Raw genomic sequence first — 23,749 nt, forward strand, 5'->3', positions numbered from 1 at the left:
TCAACTCACTAAAACTCATTGAGTACTCAATGAGTTTTAGCGAGTTTAATACGCCCTGTTTCATGGTTGTATTCTATAAAATCATTCTCACAAAGATTATTTATTAGACGTTTTGCATTGTGATAAATAGAGTGTGGAATATCATCGCTTTTAAGCTGTTCTCGTATTGTTTTATAATATACTTCCTCGTTATCATCGAGATTGGATTTAATTGTGTTCATCATAATTCGCTGGTTCGATGTGAGAGAGTCATCTATTTCATTTTCGTGCACAGGTTCATGACTTTTATCATTTAGAACTAAGCTAGAGATTTCATCATCTTCTTCGTCAAAATATAAATGAGATTTTGTCAATGTGAATCCAACGGTTTCGTTAGTTTCATCATCTTTCATTTTGGGGTTGGATAGGTTTATCGCCATACCGCCAGAATCTTTATTAGGACGCTTTATTTTAAATTCATAATCACATGCACCTTTTAATGAACTACTGCCTCTAGCGCCCTTAGTTTCATCCTTACCCGTATGATGCACAATTAAAAATGTAGCACCAGTTTTTTGCTTTACATGATCACACCCTCTAATAAATGCTCCCATTTGAGTAGCGCTATTCTCCTCACCTACAAAACATCTAGCCAACGTATCAACAATAATAAATTTTATATCTACGCCAGTATCGATTTTGATTCGCTCTATAACTTGGAGCAATTCAAATGATTGATCACCATCAGCCAGATGCACTGCTTGGTTGATTCGAAATAGGTTAGGAATTTCATTACCTTGATAATATTGATCTGACCATGCCTTGATTCTTCTGGGTATACCAACACCTCCTTCTCCAGCAATATAAAGAACACCAGACTGATTAACCTTTAGCCCATTCCATTTTATTCCAGTAGCTACATGGCAAGCCCATGATATAGCCAAAAATGATTTGAATTCACCGGGACCGCTATAAAGCATCCCAAAAGCATCAGCGGGGATCACCTTTTTAATAAGGTAATCTACCTTGGCATCGTAGCCTTCAAAGCTTGCTGCATATTTGATACCGCCAGACTGATAATCAAGTTGGTCATGAAATCCACTCCTAATCCTTTTAAGTGCTTTTTCATCGCCATCAGCGGCACACAGTAAATCAGTTCGCTTTCGTTCGTCAGCATAGTACTTAAATAGTAATTTGGAATATGATTCGATATTAGCAACATATACTCGTTTCATTATACTGCCAAGATAAGCTATTGGATTATCAACTATAACCTCTGCATCATTTAGTACTGTTTCTATCGTAGTTAGATCAACGGCAATATCCTCATCGATTGCATTGCAAATTGCCTTGAAGATATTACGATTACTTGAATGATAAAAGCATTCTGGTTTAACTGCTTTTCTAACTATCGGCAAAATTCCATTATCAATCATTAAGCAACCCAATATCGCTTGTTCTAATTCAATGCGACGCTCATATAAATTAATATTTGCCGGCACATTTAAATCTTTGGTATAGTTCATATAGTAATCCTTTAAAGCATCGCTCTGGTCTGCAAAACTAAGCGGTGCTTTACTTTCTTTAAATTGCTATGCAAACCATGCATAGCTATATGTTTAGATTTTTATTAACCCCTTTGCGTATTAATGCAAATAGCATGTGTTTTATTTGTCAGTCGTAAATTCGCCAGCTAGCCACAGTCCAAATACAGGTACACAGACGTAGAGTCGTTTTCCTACTAATTTGCAGCATTTAGCTAGCCCAACATGTTCTTCACGTTTCCAAAACAAGTGTTTAAGTTGAGATGGTTTAAATTGAGGGAACTGAGTATGGATCTCACAACTAGGAACCCAGTTGCTTAAATCGGTTGTATATTTAGTTAAGTCTTTCATTTCAATTAGTCTCTTAGTAATTGCGGTTTGTCCAGGTCAACTTAATCTTTATATATTTTTGTTTTTTCTAAAATTGGGGAAATATTAAAAACATTTTTCCCCCATGGGGAAAAATTAATATTTATTTTAATGGGCACAAAAAAAGGCTCAAAAATGAGCCCTTAATATATGAAAAATTGATCTTTATGAGTTTTTTAACAATACCATTATCAAAGCAACGCAAATTAACAACCCTGCAATGATAACTATTGTATTACTCGATTTACTAGTCGATACTTTATTAGCCATTTGCTTGCTTTTATTTTTCTCAACAGCTTTAGGTACAAGCGAATCTAATGTCTTAAGTACAATTATATTTTCATCGGACGTTTTAATAAACTTTATCTGACAATTACAATCATACCTAATTCCTAAGCCTGATTTCATAGCACTTTTTAGCGTGAATTCTTTTCCATAATTCAATGCATGAACCGGATCTTCCTCATCCGAACAACTAACTCCCCATATCAACTTAGTCTGCTTGCGGCCGTCATTAATACCCATTTGGGTTAAAATTAGTCCTGCAATGCAACTAATCACTACTTTTTTTGGTATCAGCGCTAAAGCTCTATCACAGCCATCAAGTAATTCTTGTATTTCTGCGATATAAGATTCGTCTAATTTCGATGAGTACTGTTCAATAAAAGATTTCAATTCAGTAATTTTAAGCTTTGAATCTTGTAACTTCATATCAAAGCTATCATTAACTAAATCTTGCTCTGCTAGCTCCATATAAAGCTCACTGTCTAAAAGGTTCTGGCTATTTACATAATCATACTGAGAAGCTTTAAATATTTTTTTTACATTGGGCGTGTATTTCAATACAGCTTCGTCACTAATAAACTTAAATATTCCCTGAATAGCTTCAAAGTCAACTTTGTCATCTATAATAAACTCGACATACGGGTTGTCATGGGCTTTAAAGAACTCTTCTACAGATTCTTTTATATCAATATTTCCTATGGCTAACTGACTCATTTCACCTCCTTCGATAAACTACGCTTTTATAACTAAGCAAGGTTTAGCCAAGATACCTGCATCTTTTGTTAAACCAGCTCTTAGTGCAGCAGCACCTGCTAATGACAATACTTCTTTCTCTTTAATTGCATTAATAGAATTTACGTTTGGTAAGCCACTCACAAATTTATCGATTGCTATTACTGCATCATCCGTGTGCGAATTTCCCTTTGCACTATTTGTAACAAAGGCCTCCCACAAAAAAATGAGATCTGATGCCTTATGATTAATAAACTTGTCCCAGTCAAATTCTATTGATGATACAGTTCTTCTAATATCTGATAACTTATTGAATACCCAAAGAACCTCTACTAGCCCAGTAGCTAGTGCTCCAGTTCCAGCACCTGCACTCCAACTTCGATTTCCTTCGCCGTTTCGAGCTGAGTTAACATATATAGGGTTACTTCGTATCGGCACGAATAAAGGACACTCAAAACCAATGGCTACTTTATACTCATCATCAAGTGCTTTAGATATTTCATCTACAAAAACTTCTATATCTGTTCCCGTTAGCGTTTGATTACTATTTAAATATTTGGCTGCCCAGCCAAATTTATTGGCTTTAATTGAGCCTATATCAGCACAAAATATAACTAAATTATTCATTAGGTACAGTAAGTTTAAAGTTAAAGGAAATTTTAGCTGGTGCCATTTCTTTTTGAGCTAGAATCGACTTCGCGCTGAGCCACATGAAGTTATTATTTCTATTCATGATTTGGTCGTAGGTATAATTATTATTTGTGCGACTAATTAGCTCATTAATTCTATATTTAATGCTCTGACGATCCATACCTAGTTGTTTAGCCGCGGAATTTATACTTGTTGTATATGCCAGTGCCCAAGTATATTCAAAAACTCGGTCACTAATTTTTGGTGCTCCTCGTTTTTTAACTCTACTTTTTCTTTCAACTAACTTTTGAAACTCTAATTTTAATTTTTCTAAAATCTCTAAAGTATCATTAAATTTATCGGGTAAAGATAAAGATATAAACTCTAAAATAAATGTCGCAAAATATTCATTGTAATCTTGTTTCTCTTGCTCACAGTCATAGATCATCCAAATGGCTAAGTTTCTAAAGTTCATTTCCTATTCTTCCCATCACATTATCAATTAAAGACGCTTTATGTTTTATACATAAATGCGCATATCGTTGCGTCATAGTGATAGATTTATGCCCTAATACTTCAGATATTTCTAAAAGAGACGCTCCACTTTTCGCCAGCAAAGATGCTGCACTATGGCGAAGATCATGGAATCTAAAATCGTTTATCGACGCTGTTTTTAAACAAGCCTGCCAATGTTTATCAAAATTTCGGTAATACTTATTTAGATGTGATTTATGTGGAAATACATAACCAGAACCGACTTGTCTAAACTTCATTAGCTCATCTACTACTTCTAAAGTTAGAGGTAGAATTCTAGCTTGTCCATTTTTTGTAATATCTAGGCTCGCCGAACGGTTTAAAAAGTCTATATCAGACCATTTTAGAGACAGCATTTCTGTTCTTCTAGCCCCTGTAGTTAGCGCTAGCAATATTAAAAGATAAAGCCTATCCCATTTAGATTTTTTTGCTGAATGTAAAAGTTTGGATATTTCTGCATCGGTTAAAAAACGAGTTCGAGCATTATCTTCTTTTAATTGTTTAACTTCACGAGCTGGATTGTGATCTGTATCGTATTCTTCAGCTAAATACGAAAATACCGCACTAATGCTTGATTTATATCTGTTAACTGTTGCAGGGGCATAGTTATTTAAGGATAGTGATTTTAACGTTTTTCGTATATCAAACTTAGTGACTTTACCGACAGGTTTCTCACCAAATTCATTTTGCCAATGTCTTAGCCTTTGAGCTTGGCTTTGATCTTTGCCTTTATATTGATTTAAATATTCAATACAAGCATCGTTTAGAGTTAATTGTGTAAGTGCACTATGAGTTAAGCTATTCGCAAAATCATCGTTAATTGTTAATTGGGATAAGAATATTTCTGCGTCTTTCTTTTTATCGAATACTTTACCGACTCGACGTCCATTGCGCATAACTTGCACACGATAACGCTTACCGTTTTTACGGTTGATTGTTTGGATTGCTGCCATGTTGTTACCCTTAGTGCACATATTTGCACATATTAGTTAAAGGATAACCGCAGTATTAAGAGATTTTTTCCAATTTAAAGAGTGACCAAACTCTTTAATTTCTTGCTTGTGATGTAACAAGAAATAGATGGTACCAGCGGCCGGACTCGAACCGGCACGTTATTTCTAACGGGGGATTTTGAATCCCCTATGTCTACCAATTTCATCACGCTGGCAACGTTTTTACATTTTTATCTTTTGATTAACGCTCATATAAAATAAGAGTTTTATCAAAAGACATCGGATTTTGAATCCGTCGTGTATACCAATTTCACCACACCGGCACACTGTCAACTTGCGTTGATGGTTTGCATTATAGAGCAGTTATATTGTCGCGCAAGCATTTTTATTGGTTTATTTTACTGTCTGTATAAAATTCAAGCGAAGGCTTTAGTGATCAGAGCAATGCCTGTTAAAATCGTCATCGATTCAAATACTCTTTTGACTAATCTATTACCTTTAGTAAGAGCTAAATGGGCCCCTAAATAACCTCCAATTAGTGAGCCAAGAATTAATACCGCCATCCATGACCATTGAATGTTGCCGATGAGCGCAAATGTTATCGCACCAGTGCCATTCCATAAAATACCTACTAGAACTAAAGTGTATGATACTGCTTTGGTGTAGCTTATACCGAACCAGTAGACTAACCAAATAGTAACAAATAAACCTGTACCAGAGGTAAGTGAACCATTAAGTACGCCTAACAAAAACAAGCCTATACTGCCTATAATGTAGCCTCTAAGATCTAGGTTCCTTAACGTTTCATTGAGTCCCAATTCAGGTTTTTTAATCGAGTATAGGCCTAATGAAAAAGTTAATATCCCTAAACAAACCATGGCAATGCTTTCAGGGATTAACAAAATAACATTGGCGCCAATAATAACGCCTGGCAATGCGCTGGCAATCATAATAAACACTAAAGGCCAGCGAAACTTATTCACCGACAAATGCTTAATCGAAGCACCAACTCCGAGTGCTACTGAAGCGATCTTGTGAGTGGCAAGCGCTGTCGTAAAGGGTAAACCCAGAAATATAAGAGCAGGTAACTGCAACAAACCAGCACCACCTCCCGCTAAAGAAGATAATGTATTGGCGATTAAACTAACGAAGAATAATAAAAATTGATCGAGCATTGCGGTTTGGTATTACTTTGAACTTGAGCTATTTGAATAACAATAACATGTTGGAGGGAGATATTAACGATTATTTTACAACAAACTATTGCACTGTTTTACAATTGGTTAACAGCTATTTTTTCAGGAAAGTTTATTATTAATCACAGTTAACTTTCATAGTTTTCCTCCCTGAAATACTTTTTTGCCTCACTCCTTAGTGAGGCTTTTTTTTGCTTCATGAAAACCCAACTTAAACATTAAGTGTTATTTGTTTTTTGAAGTAATGTCTGCAGCAGCTACGATACAACTAATTGTTCAAGTCAGGGGAAATCTTAGTAATAAAGTCTAAAAACGGTTTCGGCAACACAACCTAAACGTTTCGAGTTCTCGACTTCTATGCTAATTTCATTGACCACTTCAATACTCTTTTTCATTGGTTTTAGTTCAATCAGTTTAGTGCGAGCTCGAACTCTGGCACCTGCTTTCACTGGAAATGGGAATCGAACTTGATTTAAACCAAAGTTAATTACCATTCGAGCATCCGGATAAATATTATTATCGGGGTTTACTGTGTCAGTAAGCTTAGGAATCAGAGATAAGGTTAAGAATCCATGGGCTATTGTCGATTTAAACGGGGACTCTTTGGCTGCGCGCTCTGGTTCAGTATGGATCCACTGTTCATCGTGCGTGACTTTAGCAAATTGATTGATACACTCTTGTTCCAGAGTAAACCATTCACCTAAATGGGTTTCTTGGCCAAGTTTTTCTAACAATTCATTGTAAGCTTTTTCGGCTTCAGGTGTCTGCACGACAACATCACTTTTAGCTAATTCATCAGACTCGCTAAGGCTAAATTTGGAAAGCCAAGGGTTATTCAAGGTATTAGAAAGCGGTTTAGTGATCTTGTCACTAAACAGTTCTGAAATATTGCGAAACTTAGGCGTTAATTTGGCCTTAAAATCATTATTTCGCTGATGAAACTGTTCCTTTCGTTCGCGAATAAACTCGACAACATTCAAAATATACATCCTTTCAATAAAATGTTAACTCAATGTTGAGTATTCTAACCTTATTATCATTTGCAACAAAGCACACCTGTACGCTGAAACTTTTAATCAATAAGCATGAGTGACTCCAAAGAATATTCTTGATGATAATTTAACTGCTTTATATCCATAGAGTTCTTCAACCGCGGCTTAATAACTATAGCTGACGACGAAACAAACTGTGATATAGGCTTTTCATTTTAGTAGTGATAAACTTCGAGAAATTATTATTATTGAGTTATTAAATCCATGGAATCATTCCCTAGAGCCGGTTTTCGTCGCCGTATGGGCTCTTATTTATACGATTTTCTTTTAGCGATAGCTGTATATATGTGTGCCGGTTTTTTGTCATTTGCAGTCTTTGGTTATTTGTTTAACGAAGGAGCAATCAACAATCAAGGGTTTGAGCACGCTACTGATTTACTTCAACATTCATTGTTATATTCTTTCTTGATCTACGGTTGGAACTTATTTTGGGTTGGTTTTTTCTTTGTCTATTTTTGGGTGAAAAGCGGCCAAACTATTAGTATGCGCGCCTGGCGCTTGCGCGTACAAAATCAAGATGGCACTCGAATTTCTGCAACCACAGGCTTAACCCGATTAGTATTTTCTTTATTTGGTTTAGGAAATTTACTGGTGATTTTTGATAGAAAAAACAAATTATCATTACAAGATAGAATGACTAAAACGGAAGTAGTGGTATTAACGATTGAAGAAAATCGCGCCGCTATGGGATAAATTTCCAAATTTAGATGAAAAAGGCCTGCAATGCATGCCTTTTTCATCTGAAGCACTTATTTGCTCCAATAATTAGTTCAGTAACTAGTTCACTAATTTTTCCGGCTGAGGAAAAATATCGCTACTGAGACAAACAATACACTGGGTAATATTGCCCCAAGAATTGGCGGCAACTCAAAAGTTTGACTCATTGAACCAAACATTCGATTGACGAAGTCGTAGGTGATACCGGTACCTATACCCATCATAATCCGAGCCCCCATCGAAGTAGATCTCAATGGCCCGAAAATGTATGACATTGCCACTAATAGCATCACTGCCACCGTAATTGGCTGCATAATTTTGCGCCAAAATGCCAGTTCATAGCGACTTGTATCTTGCTTATTTTCTTCAAGGTAATCTAAATAACTAATTAAACCTTGAACAGATAACGACTCTGGTTTTACCGTTACAACACCAAGTTTGTCAGGTGTCAAAGATGACGTCCAAAGCCTACTATTTTCTGTCGTAGTCGAAATCAATTTAGGTGTAAACTCAGAGGTTTCGATATCAGTTAATAACCACTCACCACCTTGCCACTTTCCATACTTGGCGGTTAACCAAGTTTGCATAGTTAACTCTTCATCAAATTTATACAGCGATATTTCTTTTAATGTTCCAGTATCTTCAACCTCTTTAATATGAACGATAAATTCGCCATCTTTAGCCCAGACGCCGGAACTCGATGATATCAAGCTACCACTTGAAATAGCTTGTGCACGAAGTTCCCTGGCCGTTCTTTCACCTTCTGGCGCCAGCCACTCGCCGACCGCCATGCTTAACAAAATTAATATAACCGCAGTTTTCATTACCGATTGAATAATTTTTAACTTAGATAATCCAGCGGCTTGCATCACCACAAGTTCACTATTATTTGCCATCATCCCCAAGCCAATTAAACCTCCAACTAAAGCAGCCATAGGAAAGAATATTTCCAAATCACGAGGGATGGAATAAAAGGCAAATAAGGCTGCATCTAACACATCATAACTGCCCCGTCCGACGGCTTTCATTTGCTCAACAAACTTGATAATTCCACTTAAGCTGACTAACACAGCAAGCGTTAAAAACGTTGTAGTGGCAATGACTTTACCAATATATATATCGAGAATGCGCATTAACTTTTGCCTCTCGAAAGTTTTGCTTTAAAGCGTTTACCGCTGCCTCTACTTTTAAGTAGAAAGCTCCAACCAACAAATAATGCCGTTAAATGAATTGGCCACAAACCTACCGAAGTCGCTATTTTGCCATCATCCATCGCAGAACGAGCACTGGTTAATAACAAGAAATAACCAAGAAATAGTAATAATGCAGGGAACATTTTTGCGAACTTACCTTGCCTTGGATTTACGACAGACAGCGGCACAGCAATCAAAGTTAATATAATGACTGATAATGGAAATGATAATCGCCATTGAATTTCAGTTGCCGCTTCATGTGACGGGTCATTCAACAGCTCGAAGGTAGATATTGCCGTCATTTTTCGGCGACGCTCTTCAATTTCTTGATCCTGAATTTGCAGCTCATAGTTAGCAAAACTCATTATTTGAAATTCATTGGTCTTTTTATTTTTCTCGTATCGATTGCCCATATCCATGATCAACCGCTGTGAGCCATTGTCATCTTCAATTACTTTGCCTTTTTTGGCGTAAATCACGTTGACTTTATCGTGTTTTGAATCTGCATTTTTCTTCGGTAATTGAGCGACGAATATATTTTCCAATTCTTGGTCTTGGTTTTTACTTTGTACATAGACCACGGCATCGCTGTTACTGGTTTTTTGGAATCTTCCGGCAATTAGCGCTGAAATGCCAACATCTTTGGAGAGTTTTTCCTTTACTTGATACTCCCGTTCTGCAGCCCATGGAGATAAATACAAGGTAAAAAAACCGGTAAGAATTGCCGTAAAAATCGCTGCAATTAAAGTAACACGAACGACATACCACTCACTAACGCCACAAGCATGGAGCACGGTCATTTCATTCTCGGCGTATATCCGACCATAAGCGAGTAAAATACCCAAAAACAAGCTTAATGGCAGCATTATGCCCATAAGGTGAGGAATAGTAAGTCCCATAAAGGTAAATACCATTTCTGCAGGGAAGTCGCCATCGGATGCATCCCCCAGAATTCGAACAAATTTTTGGCTAATAAAGATGGTCATTAAGACAACGAAAACCCCTAACTGGGTACGACCTACTTCATTTAACAAATAACGAAAAATAATCAATGATTTTATCCAAAAAACCTAGTTTTTATCTGACAACAGACGAATTTTTAAGTAAACTTACCGTTTTCATAAATCAATTAAATTTTGGCAAGAATACAAGCAACAATGCTTTGCCGCTGAATCTAGCTATAATAATAGCCTAACGCGACAAAATTTGTATTATTTAGTCTATCGTCTTGAACCTTATTTTAGCAAGTTCAAACGAACAAATTTAGCCAAAAACAAGTAATTAAGCATTAAATAGGAGTGTTCATGGAGTTCAGTGTAAAAAGTGGCAGCCCAGAAAAGCAACGCAGTGCATGTATCGTCGTTGGTGTATATGAGCCTCGTCGTTTGTCAGCTGTAGCTGAGCAACTTGACGAAATTAGTGGTGGTTATATTTCTAACCTGCTTCGTCGTGGTGACTTAGAAGGTAAATCTGGCCAGATGTTGTTATTACATCAAGTACCAAACATTTTAAGCGAACGTGTTTTGCTTGTTGGTTGTGGTAAAGAACGTGAACTTGATGAACGTCAGTATCGTCAAATCATCAGTAAGACAATCAATACATTAAACGAAACAGGTTCGATGGAAGCCGTTTGTTTCTTGTCTGAATTGCACGTTAAAGGCCGCGACACTTATTGGAAAGTGCGTCAAGCAGTAGAAGCAACACAAGATTGTTTGTACAGCTTTAACAGCTTAAAAACTCGCAAAGAAGAACCTCGCCGTCCGCTACGTAAAATCGTATTTAACGTACCAACACGACGTGAATTACCTATGGGCGAGCGCGCTATCAGCCATGGTTTAGGCGTAGCGGCAGGTATCAAAGAATGTAAAGATGTCGCAAACCTTCCACCAAACATTTGTAACCCTGCTTATCTTGCTGATCGTGCAAATCAACTTGCCGAGCAATATGACAACATCGAAACACATATTGTTAATGAAAAAGAAATGGAAGAATTGGGCATGGGTTCATACCTAGCGGTTGGTCGCGGTAGTGTAAATGAATCACTAATGAGCGTAATCACATACAACGGCGCAGGTGATGATTCAAAACCAGTGGTATTCGTTGGTAAGGGATTAACCTTTGACTCAGGTGGTATATCGCTTAAGCCTGGTGAAGCCATGGATGAGATGAAATACGATATGGGTGGTGCTGCAGGTGTTCTTGGCGCCATGCATTCACTTGCTGAACTACAACTTCCAATAAACGTTATTGGCGTTTTAGCTGGCTGTGAAAACATGCCCGATGCTAATGCATATCGTCCAGGTGATATCTTAACCACCATGTCAGGACAAACGGTTGAAGTTTTAAATACCGATGCCGAAGGTCGATTAGTACTATGTGATGCACTAACGTATGTCGAACGTTTTGATCCTGAGTTAGTTATTGACGTTGCAACCTTAACTGGTGCTTGTGTTATCGCACTCGGCGCTCATGCGACTGGTTTATTGAGCTCTCACAATCCGTTAGCACATGAACTCCTTAATGCCTCTGATCAATCAGGTGATCGCGCATGGCGTTTACCTTTATGGGACGACTATGCAGACCAACTTGAAAGTCCTTTTGCTGACTTTACTAACTTAGGTGGTCGTGCGGCAGGTACAATCACTGCTGGTATATTCCTATCTAAATTCACTAAGAAGTATCATTGGGCTCACCTTGATATTGCTGGCACTGCATGGCGTGGTGGCGCAAATAAAGGTTCTACCGGTCGTCCAGTGAGCATGTTAACGCAATTCTTATTAAACCGTAGTGGTCAGGAACAAGGCGAATAAAATGGCAAAACAGGTAATCTTTAATTTACTCGATAGTGAACAAGATCACCTGATGCTTGCCTGTCAGCTGTCGGCTGATTTTTATCGTAACAATCAACGGGTATTTATTTTTTGTGATGACCAGCAGATGGCTCATAAAATCGATGAAATGTTATGGTCATTTGATAGCGACAGCTTTGTTCCACATAACTTACCCGGTGAAGGCCAATTTAAAGGCTCACCTGTAGAGATTAGTTGGCAAGCGCCAACGAATCTGCGAAATGTATTAATAAACTTGGCCAGCGAAGTTCCAAACTTTGCCGGTCAATTTAACAAGACATATGATTTTGTACCAAACGATGAAACTCTTAAAAAGTTAGCTCGTCTGCGTTATCGCGGATATCAGCAACTTGGCTTACAAGTAAGCACTGAGCAAATTGGTCAACTAGCGTAATTAAAAAGTAATATCATGGAAAAAACATTTAATCCCTCAGCAATTGAACAAGCTCTTTATTCTTCTTGGGAAGAAAAAGGTTATTTTAGTCCTACCGGTGAAGGTGACGGTTACTGTATCGCCATTCCACCACCGAATGTGACAGGTAGCCTACATATGGGGCATGCGTTCCAGCAAACTATTATGGATACCCTAATTCGTTATCAGCGTATGCAAGGCAAAGATACTTTGTGGCAAGTTGGTACTGACCATGCGGGTATCGCAACACAAATGGTTGTTGAGCGAAAAATTGCTGCTGAAGAAGAAAAATCTCGCCATGATTACGGCCGTGATGCTTTCATCGATAAAATCTGGCAATGGAAGGAAGAATCCGGCGGTACCATTGGCAAACAAATGCGTCGATTAGGTAACTCTATCGATTGGTCACGTGAACGCTTTACCATGGATGATGGCATGAGTAATGCCGTACAAGAAGTATTCGTTCGTTTGTTTGAAGATGATTTACTGTATCGTGGCAAACGTTTAGTAAACTGGGATCCTAAACTTCATACTGCTATCTCTGATTTAGAAGTAGAAAATAAAGACAAGAAAGGTCACATGTGGCACTTCCGCTATCCACTTGCTGATGGCGTAAAAACAGCTGATGGTAAAGATTATATCGTCGTAGCTACCACTCGTCCTGAAACCATGTTAGGTGATACCGGTGTTGCTGTGAACCCTGAAGATGAGCGTTATAAAGCGCTTATTGGTAAAAATATCCTATTGCCATTAGTAAATCGTTTAATTCCAATTGTTGGTGACGAACATGCAGATATGGATAAAGGTACCGGTTGTGTAAAGATCACGCCTGCTCACGACTTTAATGATAATGAAGTTGGTAAGCGTCATAACTTACCGATGATAAACATCCTAACCAACAATGCCGAAATACTGTCAGCAGCACAAATTTTTGATGTTAACGGTGAAGTGAGCGATGTTTACAGTCCAGCCTTACCGCAAGAATTTGCAGGTATGGACAGATTTGCAGCGCGTAAAGCTATCGTTGCTAAATTCGAAGAAATTGGTCTCTTAGATGAAGTAAAAGATCACGATTTAACCGTGCCTTATGGCGATCGCTCTGGTGTTGTTATTGAACCTCTACTTACTGACCAATGGTACGTACGCGCTGAAACATTAGCGCAGCCTGCAATCAAGGCAGTTGAAAATGGCGACATTGAATTCGTACCGAAGCAATACGAAAACATGTACTTTGCTTGGATGCGTGACATTCAAGACTGGTGTGTATCTCGTCAACTTTGGTGGGGACATCGTATTCCAGCATGGTATGACAATACCGGTAAAGTTTATGTTGGGCGCAGTGAAGAAGAAGTGCGCACAAACAATAATCTTGATGCTAATGTTGTATTAAATCAAGATAGCGATGTTCTAGATACTTGGTTTTCATCAGCGCTTTGGACATTCTCTACATTAGGTTGGCCAGAAAATACTGATGCTCTTAAGAAGTTCCACTCGACCGATGTGTTAGTTACCGGTTTCGATATTATCTTTTTCTGGGTAGCACGCATGATCATGATGACCATGCACTTTGTAAAAAATGAAGATGGTACCGCGCAAGTACCATTTAAGAAAGTTTATGTGACTGGGCTTATTCGTGATGATCACGGTGATAAGATGAGTAAATCTAAAGGTAACGTTATCGATCCATTGGATATGATTGACGGTATTTCTCTCGAAGATTTATTGCAAAAGCGCACAGGTAATATGATGCAGCCAAAGCTTGCAAACAAAATCACTAAACTTACTAAAAAAGAATTCCCAAATGGTATTGAAGCGCACGGTACAGACGCATTGCGTTTTACTTTATCTGCGGTAGCGTCAACCGGCCGAGATATTAACTGGGACATGAAACGTTTAGAAGGTTACCGTAATTTCACCAATAAACTGTGGAATGCAAGTCGCTATGTATTAATGAATACAGAAGAGCATGATTGTGGTCTCAATGGCGGTGATATGGAGCTTTCACTTGCTGATCGTTGGATCATTGGGCAATTCCAACAAACAGTACAAAATGTTCATGAAGCGTTTGATACCTTCCGTTTTGATCTTGCATCACAAGCTTTGTATGAGTTCACTTGGAACCAGTTCTGTGATTGGTACCTTGAGCTTACTAAGCCGGTATTATTTAAAGGTAACGAAGCGCAGCAACGTGGCACACGTCATACTTTAGTGACAATTTTAGAGCAACTATTACGCTTAATGCACCCAATTATGCCATATATCACCGAGACTATTTGGCAACGCGTGGTATCACTGACCAATGCCAGCGTAAATGGTGATAGCATCATGACGCAAAGCTTCCCGCAATTTGATCAATCACAAGTAGATCAAACAGCGATAAGCGATTTGGAATGGGTGAAAAATTTCATCGTTGCTATTCGTAACATTCGTGGTGAAATGGATATTGCTCCAAGTAAACCATTACCGGTGTTTTTGAAAAATGTGGGTGCTGAAGATGCGCGTCGTCTAGAGCAAAATAGTGCATTTTTAAGCTCACTAGCGAAATTAGAAAGCATTGATATTCTCAGCGATGAAGATAATGGTCCAGTATCTGCGACTGCCGTTATTGGTGAAATGAGCGTATTAATTCCAATGGCTGGCTTAATCGATGTTGAAGCTGAATTAGCTCGTATCACTAAAGCTATCGAAAAGCTTGAAAAAGATGTACAACGCACACGTGGCAAACTGAGCAACGAAAACTTTGTAGGTAAAGCACCTGAGGCGGTCATTAACAAAGAAAAAGAGAAGCTTAGTGAAGCAGAATCTCTTCTTGATAAGTTATTAGAGCAGAAACAAACTATCTCGAATTTGTAACAATCAATACAATTTAAATAGGTAGTCAATTATAATCAAGCCAGAGATTTTCTGGCTTTTTTTTGTTAAATTTTTATGTATAGTAGATACAGATTAATAATATAGGTAAGTAGTATGAATTTTAAGTCTAAAGTTGCCATGACTGTTTTAACGGCAATTCTAGCCTCGGTGACCACTTTTAGTGCTTTAGCAGCCGACTCTAAAGTGGGTTCATGGCCGATGGAAGTACCTGAAGTGCCAACAAAATACGATTGGTTACTAACAAAAAAAGGTGAAATTTTAGCGGGCGAATTAGTGTCGATGTATCAAGATACTGTTGAATTTGATAGTGAAGAAGCTGGCCTGTTAAAAATAGATTTAGAGGATGTCCGCCAAATACGAACTAAAAATGTGATGAGTATCAGACAAGATGACAATACAGTTCTCGATGGACAGTTAATTATTACTCAAGATACCGTGCATTTTGCAGATCAACCTGGCGTAAAAATTCCACGCTCGATGTTGTTATCAATTGCCCCATCTGAAAAAAGTGATCAAGGACTCTGGGACGGCGACTTGAGTATTGGTTTGAACTTTAAATCAGGTAATTCGGAGCGCTTTGATTACACTGCACAACTCAATGCTCGCCGATTGACATCAACCGATAGGATATTATTTTCATACACTGGCTTATTCTCGGAAGTTGAAGATCCTGATACTGAAGAAAACGTAAAAACTGAAGAAAACCACCGAATATTGGCATCTTATGATTGGTTCTATTCTCGTAAGGTGTTTTTTAGAATGCCTCAGGTTGAGTATTATACCGATGAATTTAAAAATATTGCTAACCAAGCCACCATCGGTGTTGCTGCCGGTTATCTAATTGCCGATGAATCAGGTTTTAAATGGGATGTGTTTGCTGGTCCTTCAGTACAATACACTGAATTTGAACAAGTTGCGGTAGGTGAAGATGAAGATGATACCTCGCCGGTTATTATATTAGGAACCCATTACGAACGCGATATTACCAATGATATTGAATTTTATTTTGACTATAGAGCTAAGTTTGTATCAGAAGAGTCAGGAAGTGTGGTTCATAATTTAGAGACTGGTATTGAAATAGAAGTGATTAAAGATTTCGATATTGAACTGAAAACAATAATTGACCATGTTAAAGAGCCTATTGCCGATGAAAATGATGAAATCCCTGAGAAGACGGATGTTTTATTTGTCGTTGGATTGAAATATTCATTCTAAATCAGAACTCTGATTTGAAATTTAGTCAAAAAAAGAGCTGCTGTTGCAGCTCTTTTTTATTTCTTCAATAAAACGACGTTGATTGTCTTTTATTTCTCTTCTTTATTCGCGTCAGGGTCGATGCCGTTGCGTATCTTTTCCATGCGCTCAATATGCTGATGATGTGATTTCAATGCCTTATTACCAAACACTGCAATAACTGCAATAACCGGAATTAATAGTGCTAAGACTTCAGGTCGCATAACACTTGATAACCAACTCATAATATATTCCTCAAAATGCGTTCCTCAAACTACTTTCCTCAAAATACGAGCAAATTACTATTTACTTATTATTCTTCGAAATAGGTTCCCCAACCATCGTAGTCGACATTGCATTTAATTGCGAATTCAAACATCTCTTTAGTTTCTGCTTTCAAGTCTTCTGCGATTAAATATTGTTCCGTGGTAATATCAAATGCAAATACTCGAGCGCCATTTTCTAATACGGCTTCTTCAGGCTCTTCAACCTCTAAACCAAGTTTAAAAGCAGCGATAGCAGCGTTTTCTAAGGTTTCAAAATTACTGCTGGCAAAGTGATGCTCTATGGTATGCATCACTTCAGGGTTTGAACCGTCTTCTGCAAGTTCATCAATTAGTGCATCAGTATGAGCATACCATTCTTGAAGTTCTTGCGTTTGCGCATCGTTTAATTCAGTCATTATCATTTACCCTGCTTTAACAGTTTTATCTTGTGAGGCATCAACCAATTCATTGTTTGCTTCAATACTCAGTTCTTTAATTTTTGCTAACATCAGCTCATGAGTATTATTAGCGAAATGACGAATATATTCGCGAGTACTATCTTCAACTGTGATTGGCGGCAAATACTCGATAATCATTTTTCCATTATCCCAGCGGTTTAGATCAACCATATCGTGAGTATTACTCACACAAACAGGAATGATAGGAACGCCTGCCTGTTTTGCGGTATGGAACGCACCTGTTTTAAACGGTAATAAGCCTTTACCATAACTGCGGGTACCCTCAGGGAATAACCATACTGAAATTTTGCGTTCTTTTACTTTATCTGCAGTCGCTGATATTGTGCCATGTGCTTTTGAACGGTTGCCACGATCAAGCAATATGTTGCCGGTAAACCAATACATTTGGCCAAAAAATGGGATCAGACGCAGACTCTTTTTACCTACACTAACGGTTTTTCTTGGTAATGCCGCACTGACGGTAAAAATATCGTAGCTGTTTTGGTGGTTCGCCACATAAACAGCAGGTCCATTATCGTCATGACCTTTTGGCTTTCTAATTTCTACATCAATACCAAATAAGATCGCTAACTTACCCACATACTTAGCAGTATAGTAAGCTTTATTACGATTTAACGGAATAATCGCACACATCAAAATCGATAATGTACATATGATAGTTAATAAAATGGCAACAAGAATAATACGAACAGCAGCTAACACAAATAACCCCAAATCTAAGAATAACGGCGGCAATTATACACAGTTTTAAAAATCTTCGATACATTAACGTTTTGACGTTTAAAATACCGATAAAGTACAAAAACAATAAAACCCGATATTAACAAAATATCGGGTTTTGATTTGGTTAAATAAATAAACGCTTAGCTCTCTTCTAGATCACCAACTTTTATTGATTCTACTCGCTGTAAACCACGAGGCAGTTTATTACCGCGACGGCCACGTTCACCGCGATAATGCGCTAAGTCAGCTGGCTTGAGTGTTAGTTTACGTTTACCAGCAAACAAGGTTACCGGTTGATCTTCGGCGACTACAGCAAGAATCGTGACATACTCTTCTCTAGCTTTAGCTCGAGCCGTCGGAATTCCGATTATCTTATTACCCTTACCTTTACTCAATTGCGGTAAATCTTGAATTGGGAATAGCAACATCCGACCTTCGGTAGTGATTGCCAAACACAGTTCTTTTTCAATATCGTTAACAGCACTTGGTGCTAGTACCTCTGCCGCAACAGGTAAACTCAATAATGCTTTACCATTCTTATTGCGACTCACCATATCGGCAAAGCTACCGATAAATCCGTAACCACTATCGCTTGCAAGTAAGAACTTCTGCTCGTCATCGGCCATTATTGATTGGCAAATATTTACCCCAACCGCCAAATTAAATCGCCCGGTTAATGGTTCGCCCTGACTCCGCGCTGACGGTAATGTATGCGCATCGGTAGCAAATGCTCTACCGGAACTATCAATAAATACTACAGGGTTGTTTGAACGACCTTTAGCGCTACATAGATAACTATCACCGGCTTTGTAACTAAGTCCTTGTGCATCAATATCATGGCCTTTGGCTGCTCGTGCCCAACCTTTATCAGAAACCACAACGGTAACTGGCTCAGATGGCATCAGATCTTTTTCATTAAGCGCTTTGGCTTCACCACGTTCAACTAACTGACAACGTCGCTCATCACCGTACTCTTTAGCTGCCGCAAGGATTTCTTTTTTCATTAGCGTGCCCATGCGCGCTTTTGAACCTAAGGTTTGTTGTATTGAATCGCGCTCTTTCGCTAGCTCGTCCTGCTCAGCTCTAATTTTTATTTCTTCAAGTTTTGCTAACTGACGAAGTTTAATCTCTAAAATAGCTTCTGCTTGAGTTTTACTTAACTCAAAGCGTTCCATCAACTCCGTTTTCGGATCATCATATTCACGGATGATACGAATAACTTCATCAATGTTTAAATAGGCAACTAATAAACCGTCAAGAATATGCAGTCTTGCTAAGATCTTATCCAGTCTATATTGTAAGCGACGACGAATCGTTTCACGGCGAAACTCTAACCACTCGGCAAGGATCTGTTTTAGATTTTTCACTGCAGGTCGCCCATCAAGACCTAGCATATTCAAGTTAACGCGATAATTTTTTTCTAAATCTGTGGTCGCAAACAAATGCGCCATCAGTTGTTCAATGTCGACGCGATTTGAACGCGGAACAACAACTAATCGTGTAGGGTTTTCGTGGTCTGATTCATCACGTAGATCGACAACCATTGGCAATTTCTTTGCCGTCATTTGAGCTGCTATTTGCTCTAGGATCTTACCGCCGGATGCTTGATGCGGTAAAGCTGTAATTACAACATCACCATGTTCAATATCGTAAACAGCGCGCATTTTAATGCTGCCGCGTCCAGTTTGGTAGATTTTTTCAATATCAGTTTTAGAGGTGATGATTTCTGCATCAGTTGGATAATCAGGGCCTTTTACATGTTCGAGTAATTCATTTAATTCAGTTTTAGGCGATTCAATTAACTGAACACATGCTGCCGCTAGTTCACGTACATTGTGCGGTGGAATATCCGTTGCCATACCAACTGCAATACCGGTGATACCGTTTAATAAAATATGAGGTAATCGTGCTGGTAATGTTTTTGGCTCTTTCATCGTGCCGTCAAAGTTTGGTAACCAGTCTGCGGTACCTTGCCCTAACTCAGATAAAAGAACTTCTGAAAACTTAGATAATTTAGCTTCTGTATAACGCATCGCTGCGAAGGATTTTGGATCATCGGGAGCACCCCAGTTACCTTGACCATCAACCAAAGGGTAACGATAAGAAAACGGTTGCGCCATTAATACCATTGCTTCGTAACATGCGGAGTCGCCATGAGGGTGAAACTTACCTAATACATCACCAACAGTACGTGCTGATTTTTTATATTTTGAACTTGCATTTAAACCAAGTTCACTCATCGCATAAATAATACGTCGTTGTACCGGCTTTAATCCATCACCTATATGAGGTAAGGCACGGTCCATAATTACGTACATGGAATAATTTAGGTAGGCTTCTTCGGTAAAACGTCGCATTGGCAACTGTTCTACACCATCGAGACTCATTTCTATTGCGTCAGACATATATTATCTTCCCTTAGTAGGCACTAACGGTTTATTTTTATTTTAATAGCTTTACTCTAGCGGAAAATGAAACATTAAAAAAGTGTAAATAGCGTCTTGCGGCGCTATTTACATTTATTAATTGATATTAAGCCGAGTAGCTTAAAAAATGTGTATGGAAAGTCAGTTATTTTGCGTAAATTTTGGCGGCTAGCTCAACATCCCAAAAGCTTGCTTCAATACGATGTCCATCAAGATCTATAATGAAGCAGCCATAATATGGTTCACCATAATCAGGTCGCGCACCTGGCTTACCATTACATATGCCGCCATTAGCAATTGCAACGCGATAAAAATCATCCACTTGTTGTTTACTGGTTGCCATAAAACCTATGTGTGATCCATTGCCAACTGTCGCGGGTTGTTTATCAAAAGGTTGCTGGACCCAAAACGTTGGATAACCTTTACCATAAGCGATTGCATGGTCATGCTCGGCAACTCTTGAAATTTCTAATGTCGCCAATACCGTATCGTAAAATTTAACGGCCAATTCAAATTGATTTGTACCAATCGACAAATGGCAAATGGTTTTGTCATGTTGCTGAAGCATTGAAATATACTCTTAGGTGAATAAAACGTTAGTCAAATGAACTCAATTGCTTTGATTGCCAAAACTTTGCCGATTCAAGATCTACTTGTTCTATATATTGATCATCGATTAAATAATAGGATTCGACATCAATCTGTGAAAAATCATAAATAGGATGCTTTTCTATATCCGTTTTATATTGAATTATTTTCGCATATTCGACAAATCGTTCTAGTTGTTTTTTTTTGGCGAACAATACCACAATTTGACTGTTAGAATTAAGTAGATCACTTTCCATTATTAAATAATGATTTTCACCATTAACATTGTTATGGATTACACCAACCCCCAAACCATTTGGCGGCGTAATGGTCTGGGTAGCACCATTAGAGAACACTGCATATCCTTTGGAACGGTTAATTTTATGCCATAAATCTGGGTTGTTTTGTTCAATGTTGATGACTACTTTATCTCTGAGGTTTCGCAAGTCTGCACGTTGATGGGTTGGTTGGGCTACGTCACTTGAACATGCAAAAAGCATGACTGATAGCACCAAACAAAAGAAAACCTTCATAATCTAACCTATTATTTTTATTATTAAAAAACACTTTTGTCTCATTAATAAAATAATAGCTGAAATTGCCGCAAGAACCAAACATTGTTAGAACCTATGGTTTAAATGAAAATTTAATTGATAAAAAAAACCAACGCTTCACATTAAAGCATTGGCTTGAAATCTATCTATAAAAAAACCGGAGAAATGTTCTGATAGTTAACTCTATTGAACCAAATAAAGTTAAATAGAACTAATTAAGATCTGGGTTTTTGCTAAATCGAATTCCGCTTAGCATCAGGTGCAAATCGACGCCAGCTTCTGTATGTTCGAACACTCTCATACCGTCAATTGTGACACTTTTATCATCATTGATGATCATTGTTGCATCTGATTGCGATCTAAAGGTCCAACCTTCTGTCACAAATCGAGTCATCGACTCTTCATCGTTAAATACAATCAAATAATTGATGTCTGTTCCACCAAGGCCTACGCCAACGCCAGTTTCAAATACATCCATATAGGTTCTTTCACCGGTTTGGTTATTATATACGGTACCAATACCTGAGCCAGTAGAAATCAAAACTAAGTTTATTTCAGACTTACTAAAAATAGCAAAACCAGGCGCATCGTTTACCATCATCATCGTGCCTGGCTCTCTAGATTCGATCTCTGATAAAATACTCATATGCTCAGTAGCAACCGACATGCGAGTTTCTTCGTGTGAAGAACAACTAGCGATTAGGACAACAATTAACGATAACAGAACTTTTCTCATGTCTTTTAATACCTTGGCTAAATATAACGATGAATTATCAAACAAACTTATTAAATTATACGCGACTAGCTGTATGTTTGATATCTATGGCGGGGATGATATACGAATATGGCAGTAAAGACTATTACTTAGCCTATACTGCCTGTGAAATACTTAGTTTAACTTTTCATTCTTAACATACTTGGTACCTTTTAGTGTCGCCTGTAATGCTAATCCAGTTTCAGTAAGTTGGTATACAGTGATATCACCAATAGTCACACCGCCACCTACTTCACCACCTTTTTCATCAGCTTTTGCTGCAGCATCGGCTTCACCACCAAATGCCCAACCGTGTTCGGTAAAGTTATTTAATGCTTCTGCAGTATTAAAAACAAATACAGCTCTAAAATCTTTTGCACCTAAACCAAAACCAACACCGCCTTCATACATATCCATATAAGTGACTTCTCCTGTAGCGTTATTGTGAACTGCGCCATAACCACCACCTGCGGCAATGAATATCAAGTTAATTTGGGCATTACTAAATGTCGCATATCCTGGTGCAGATTTAATTTGGGCCATCGCACCAGGGCTTGCTTTTTCAACATCAGCAAGTACTTGCTGATTCATTTGAGCTATTGCAGCACGCTGCTCTTCTGGATTTTCACCAGTTGCTGAACACGCAGTTAAAACGACAGTTAAAAAAGCGATAAATAATTTTTTCATACGTCACCTAGTTATTTTTGTTTAGTTAATATTAAAATCATTAAAAAGTATGTTTTCAGTTACTTAGCTCCAGTATAGCCGTTAAAAAAATGTTAGCTGTATGTAAACAGTTTAGATTTGTAATCTTTTGTAATGAGGCACAACAGAAACAAATAAAAGGTAACCACTGAAAGCTAATAACTGTGCGTCGTTTTTAACAAGGCGTTAATCGCTTAACTCTTTTAGTCGAAACACGACATCAGTGATGGTTCCTGCTCCAACGCCATCAGGATCATAATTGAATTGGTCAAATTCAATTCTTACTTTATTGATATACTCAATAAATTGTTTTCTATATTCTGGCCCTAGATAATCACTAGAATATTGTGCGCTAAACAGTGAAACTTTAGATTTCAAAAATCGTATCGCTGACTTTACCAACTGAGCATTATTGTGACCTGAACTAGATTCAACTGAGTCGCTTACTATAGTGAGGTTTTTTACTTCAACTGATTCACAAACTGCATAAATCGACTGCTCAAACACTTCAATTTTTTCATAGTTTGCTATTGATTTTTTCGTTTCGATTGCGGTTTCAGCACATTCTCTGTGTGCGGCTGAAGTTAGACTTAACCATTTAATTCTCTGGATAAGAGCAGTTACCGAGTGTGCTATTTTCAACATAAATAATCACTTTTGTTAAAGATTAAATGCAAAAATCGCCACTTAAAGTGGCGATTG

23 protein-coding genes and 1 tRNA gene are annotated in these 23,749 nt (G+C 38.0%); 5 read left to right on the forward strand and 19 right to left on the reverse strand.

Annotated features, from left to right (window positions below; all coding sequences use genetic code 11):
* Positions 1–26: 26 nt before the first annotated feature.
* From LT090_RS13725 to LT090_RS13765, 8 genes are all read right to left on the reverse strand, one after another.
* Positions 27–1,505, reverse strand: coding sequence for an AAA family ATPase (locus LT090_RS13725; RefSeq protein WP_068545907.1), 1,479 nt, complete (start codon positions 1,503–1,505; stop codon positions 27–29).
* A 552-nt stretch (positions 1,506–2,057) separates the two neighbouring features.
* The gene (locus LT090_RS13735; RefSeq protein WP_068545905.1) at positions 2,058–2,891 is read right to left on the reverse strand and encodes a hypothetical protein; all 834 of its coding nucleotides are present in this window, start codon (positions 2,889–2,891) and stop codon (positions 2,058–2,060) included.
* Between the two features lie 18 nt (positions 2,892–2,909).
* Positions 2,910–3,536, reverse strand: a complete 627-nt coding sequence (locus tag LT090_RS13740) for a hypothetical protein (protein ID WP_068545904.1) — start codon at positions 3,534–3,536, stop codon at positions 2,910–2,912.
* Positions 3,529–4,014 carry a hypothetical protein gene (locus LT090_RS13745; RefSeq protein ID WP_068545903.1) on the reverse strand — a complete coding sequence of 162 codons (486 nt, stop codon included), beginning with the start codon at positions 4,012–4,014 and terminating at the stop codon, positions 3,529–3,531. The genes LT090_RS13740 and LT090_RS13745 overlap by 8 nt, the downstream gene beginning before the upstream one ends.
* Positions 4,004–5,026 (reverse strand): tyrosine-type recombinase/integrase, encoded by a 1,023-nt coding sequence (locus LT090_RS13750; RefSeq protein WP_068545902.1) that lies wholly within the window; start codon positions 5,024–5,026, stop codon positions 4,004–4,006. The genes LT090_RS13745 and LT090_RS13750 overlap by 11 nt, the downstream gene beginning before the upstream one ends.
* 128 nt (positions 5,027–5,154) lie before the next feature.
* Positions 5,155–5,241, reverse strand: a tRNA-Leu gene (locus LT090_RS13755).
* A gap of 201 nt (positions 5,242–5,442) precedes the next feature.
* The gene (locus LT090_RS13760) at positions 5,443–6,201 is read right to left on the reverse strand and encodes a sulfite exporter TauE/SafE family protein (protein WP_068545901.1); all 759 of its coding nucleotides are present in this window, start codon (positions 6,199–6,201) and stop codon (positions 5,443–5,445) included.
* Positions 6,202–6,515: 314 nt separating this feature from the next.
* On the reverse strand, positions 6,516–7,202 hold the full coding sequence (locus LT090_RS13765; protein WP_082897125.1) for a MaoC family dehydratase: 687 nt from the start codon (positions 7,200–7,202) through the stop codon (positions 6,516–6,518).
* 276 nt (positions 7,203–7,478) lie between these two features.
* Here LT090_RS13765 and LT090_RS13770 point away from each other — a divergent pair, with 276 nt between their 5' ends.
* Positions 7,479–7,967: an RDD family protein gene (locus tag LT090_RS13770; protein WP_068545899.1), complete on the forward strand. Its 489-nt coding sequence runs from the start codon at positions 7,479–7,481 to the stop codon at positions 7,965–7,967.
* 92 nt (positions 7,968–8,059) lie between these two features.
* Here LT090_RS13770 and lptG read toward each other — a convergent pair whose 3' ends face one another.
* Positions 8,060–9,124 (reverse strand): LPS export ABC transporter permease LptG, encoded by a 1,065-nt coding sequence (gene lptG / locus LT090_RS13775; RefSeq protein ID WP_068545898.1) that lies wholly within the window; start codon positions 9,122–9,124, stop codon positions 8,060–8,062.
* Positions 9,124–10,236 (reverse strand): LPS export ABC transporter permease LptF, encoded by a 1,113-nt coding sequence (lptF, locus tag LT090_RS13780; protein ID WP_068545897.1) that lies wholly within the window; start codon positions 10,234–10,236, stop codon positions 9,124–9,126. The genes lptG and lptF overlap by 1 nt, the downstream gene beginning before the upstream one ends.
* Before the next feature lie 252 nt (positions 10,237–10,488).
* Between lptF and pepA the strand changes: the two genes are divergently transcribed.
* The 4 genes from pepA to LT090_RS13800 all read left to right on the forward strand — a co-directional run bounded on the left by pepA (position 10,489) and on the right by LT090_RS13800 (position 16,534).
* Positions 10,489–11,994, forward strand: coding sequence for a leucyl aminopeptidase (gene pepA, locus LT090_RS13785; protein WP_068545896.1), 1,506 nt, complete (start codon positions 10,489–10,491; stop codon positions 11,992–11,994).
* 1 nt (position 11,995) lies between these two features.
* Positions 11,996–12,427, forward strand: a complete 432-nt coding sequence (locus tag LT090_RS13790; protein ID WP_068545895.1) for a DNA polymerase III subunit chi — start codon at positions 11,996–11,998, stop codon at positions 12,425–12,427.
* 15 nt (positions 12,428–12,442) lie between these two features.
* Positions 12,443–15,298, forward strand: coding sequence for a valine--tRNA ligase (locus LT090_RS13795; RefSeq protein WP_068545894.1), 2,856 nt, complete (start codon positions 12,443–12,445; stop codon positions 15,296–15,298).
* Between the two features lie 114 nt (positions 15,299–15,412).
* Positions 15,413–16,534: a DUF481 domain-containing protein gene (locus LT090_RS13800; RefSeq protein ID WP_068545893.1), complete on the forward strand. Its 1,122-nt coding sequence runs from the start codon at positions 15,413–15,415 to the stop codon at positions 16,532–16,534.
* 89 nt (positions 16,535–16,623) lie between these two features.
* On the opposite strand, the gene LT090_RS17035 is transcribed toward LT090_RS13800, so the two are convergent.
* The 9 genes from LT090_RS17035 to LT090_RS13845 all read right to left on the reverse strand — a co-directional run bounded on the left by LT090_RS17035 (position 16,624) and on the right by LT090_RS13845 (position 23,692).
* Positions 16,624–16,797, reverse strand: a complete 174-nt coding sequence (locus LT090_RS17035) for a hypothetical protein (protein ID WP_157726610.1) — start codon at positions 16,795–16,797, stop codon at positions 16,624–16,626.
* A gap of 68 nt (positions 16,798–16,865) precedes the next feature.
* Positions 16,866–17,234 carry a ribonuclease E inhibitor RraB gene (gene rraB / locus LT090_RS13805; RefSeq protein WP_068545999.1) on the reverse strand — a complete coding sequence of 123 codons (369 nt, stop codon included), beginning with the start codon at positions 17,232–17,234 and terminating at the stop codon, positions 16,866–16,868.
* Positions 17,235–17,240: 6 nt separating this feature from the next.
* Entirely contained in the window at positions 17,241–17,999 is a 759-nt protein-coding gene (locus tag LT090_RS13810; RefSeq protein WP_068545892.1) for a 1-acylglycerol-3-phosphate O-acyltransferase, read from the reverse strand.
* A gap of 161 nt (positions 18,000–18,160) precedes the next feature.
* Positions 18,161–20,425 (reverse strand): DNA topoisomerase IV subunit A, encoded by a 2,265-nt coding sequence (gene parC, locus LT090_RS13815; RefSeq protein WP_068545891.1) that lies wholly within the window; start codon positions 20,423–20,425, stop codon positions 18,161–18,163.
* Positions 20,426–20,591: 166 nt separating this feature from the next.
* Positions 20,592–21,014 (reverse strand): VOC family protein, encoded by a 423-nt coding sequence (locus LT090_RS13820; protein ID WP_068545890.1) that lies wholly within the window; start codon positions 21,012–21,014, stop codon positions 20,592–20,594.
* Positions 21,015–21,042: 28 nt separating this feature from the next.
* A complete protein-coding gene (locus tag LT090_RS13825; protein ID WP_068545889.1) occupies positions 21,043–21,567 on the reverse strand; it encodes a lipid-binding SYLF domain-containing protein in 525 nt (174 codons plus the stop codon).
* A gap of 232 nt (positions 21,568–21,799) precedes the next feature.
* Positions 21,800–22,324, reverse strand: coding sequence for a lipid-binding SYLF domain-containing protein (locus LT090_RS13830; protein ID WP_068545888.1), 525 nt, complete (start codon positions 22,322–22,324; stop codon positions 21,800–21,802).
* A gap of 153 nt (positions 22,325–22,477) precedes the next feature.
* Complete coding sequence (locus LT090_RS13840) at positions 22,478–23,029, reverse strand: lipid-binding SYLF domain-containing protein (RefSeq protein WP_068545887.1); 552 nt, start codon at positions 23,027–23,029, stop codon at positions 22,478–22,480.
* 204 nt (positions 23,030–23,233) lie between these two features.
* A complete protein-coding gene (locus LT090_RS13845; protein WP_068545886.1) occupies positions 23,234–23,692 on the reverse strand; it encodes a hypothetical protein in 459 nt (152 codons plus the stop codon).
* Between the last annotated feature and the right edge of the window lie 57 nt (positions 23,693–23,749).

The sequence above is a fragment of the Thalassotalea crassostreae genome (genome assembly GCF_001831495.1).
In the GTDB taxonomy this organism is placed as follows: Bacteria; Pseudomonadota; Gammaproteobacteria; order Enterobacterales; family Alteromonadaceae; genus Thalassotalea_A; species Thalassotalea_A crassostreae.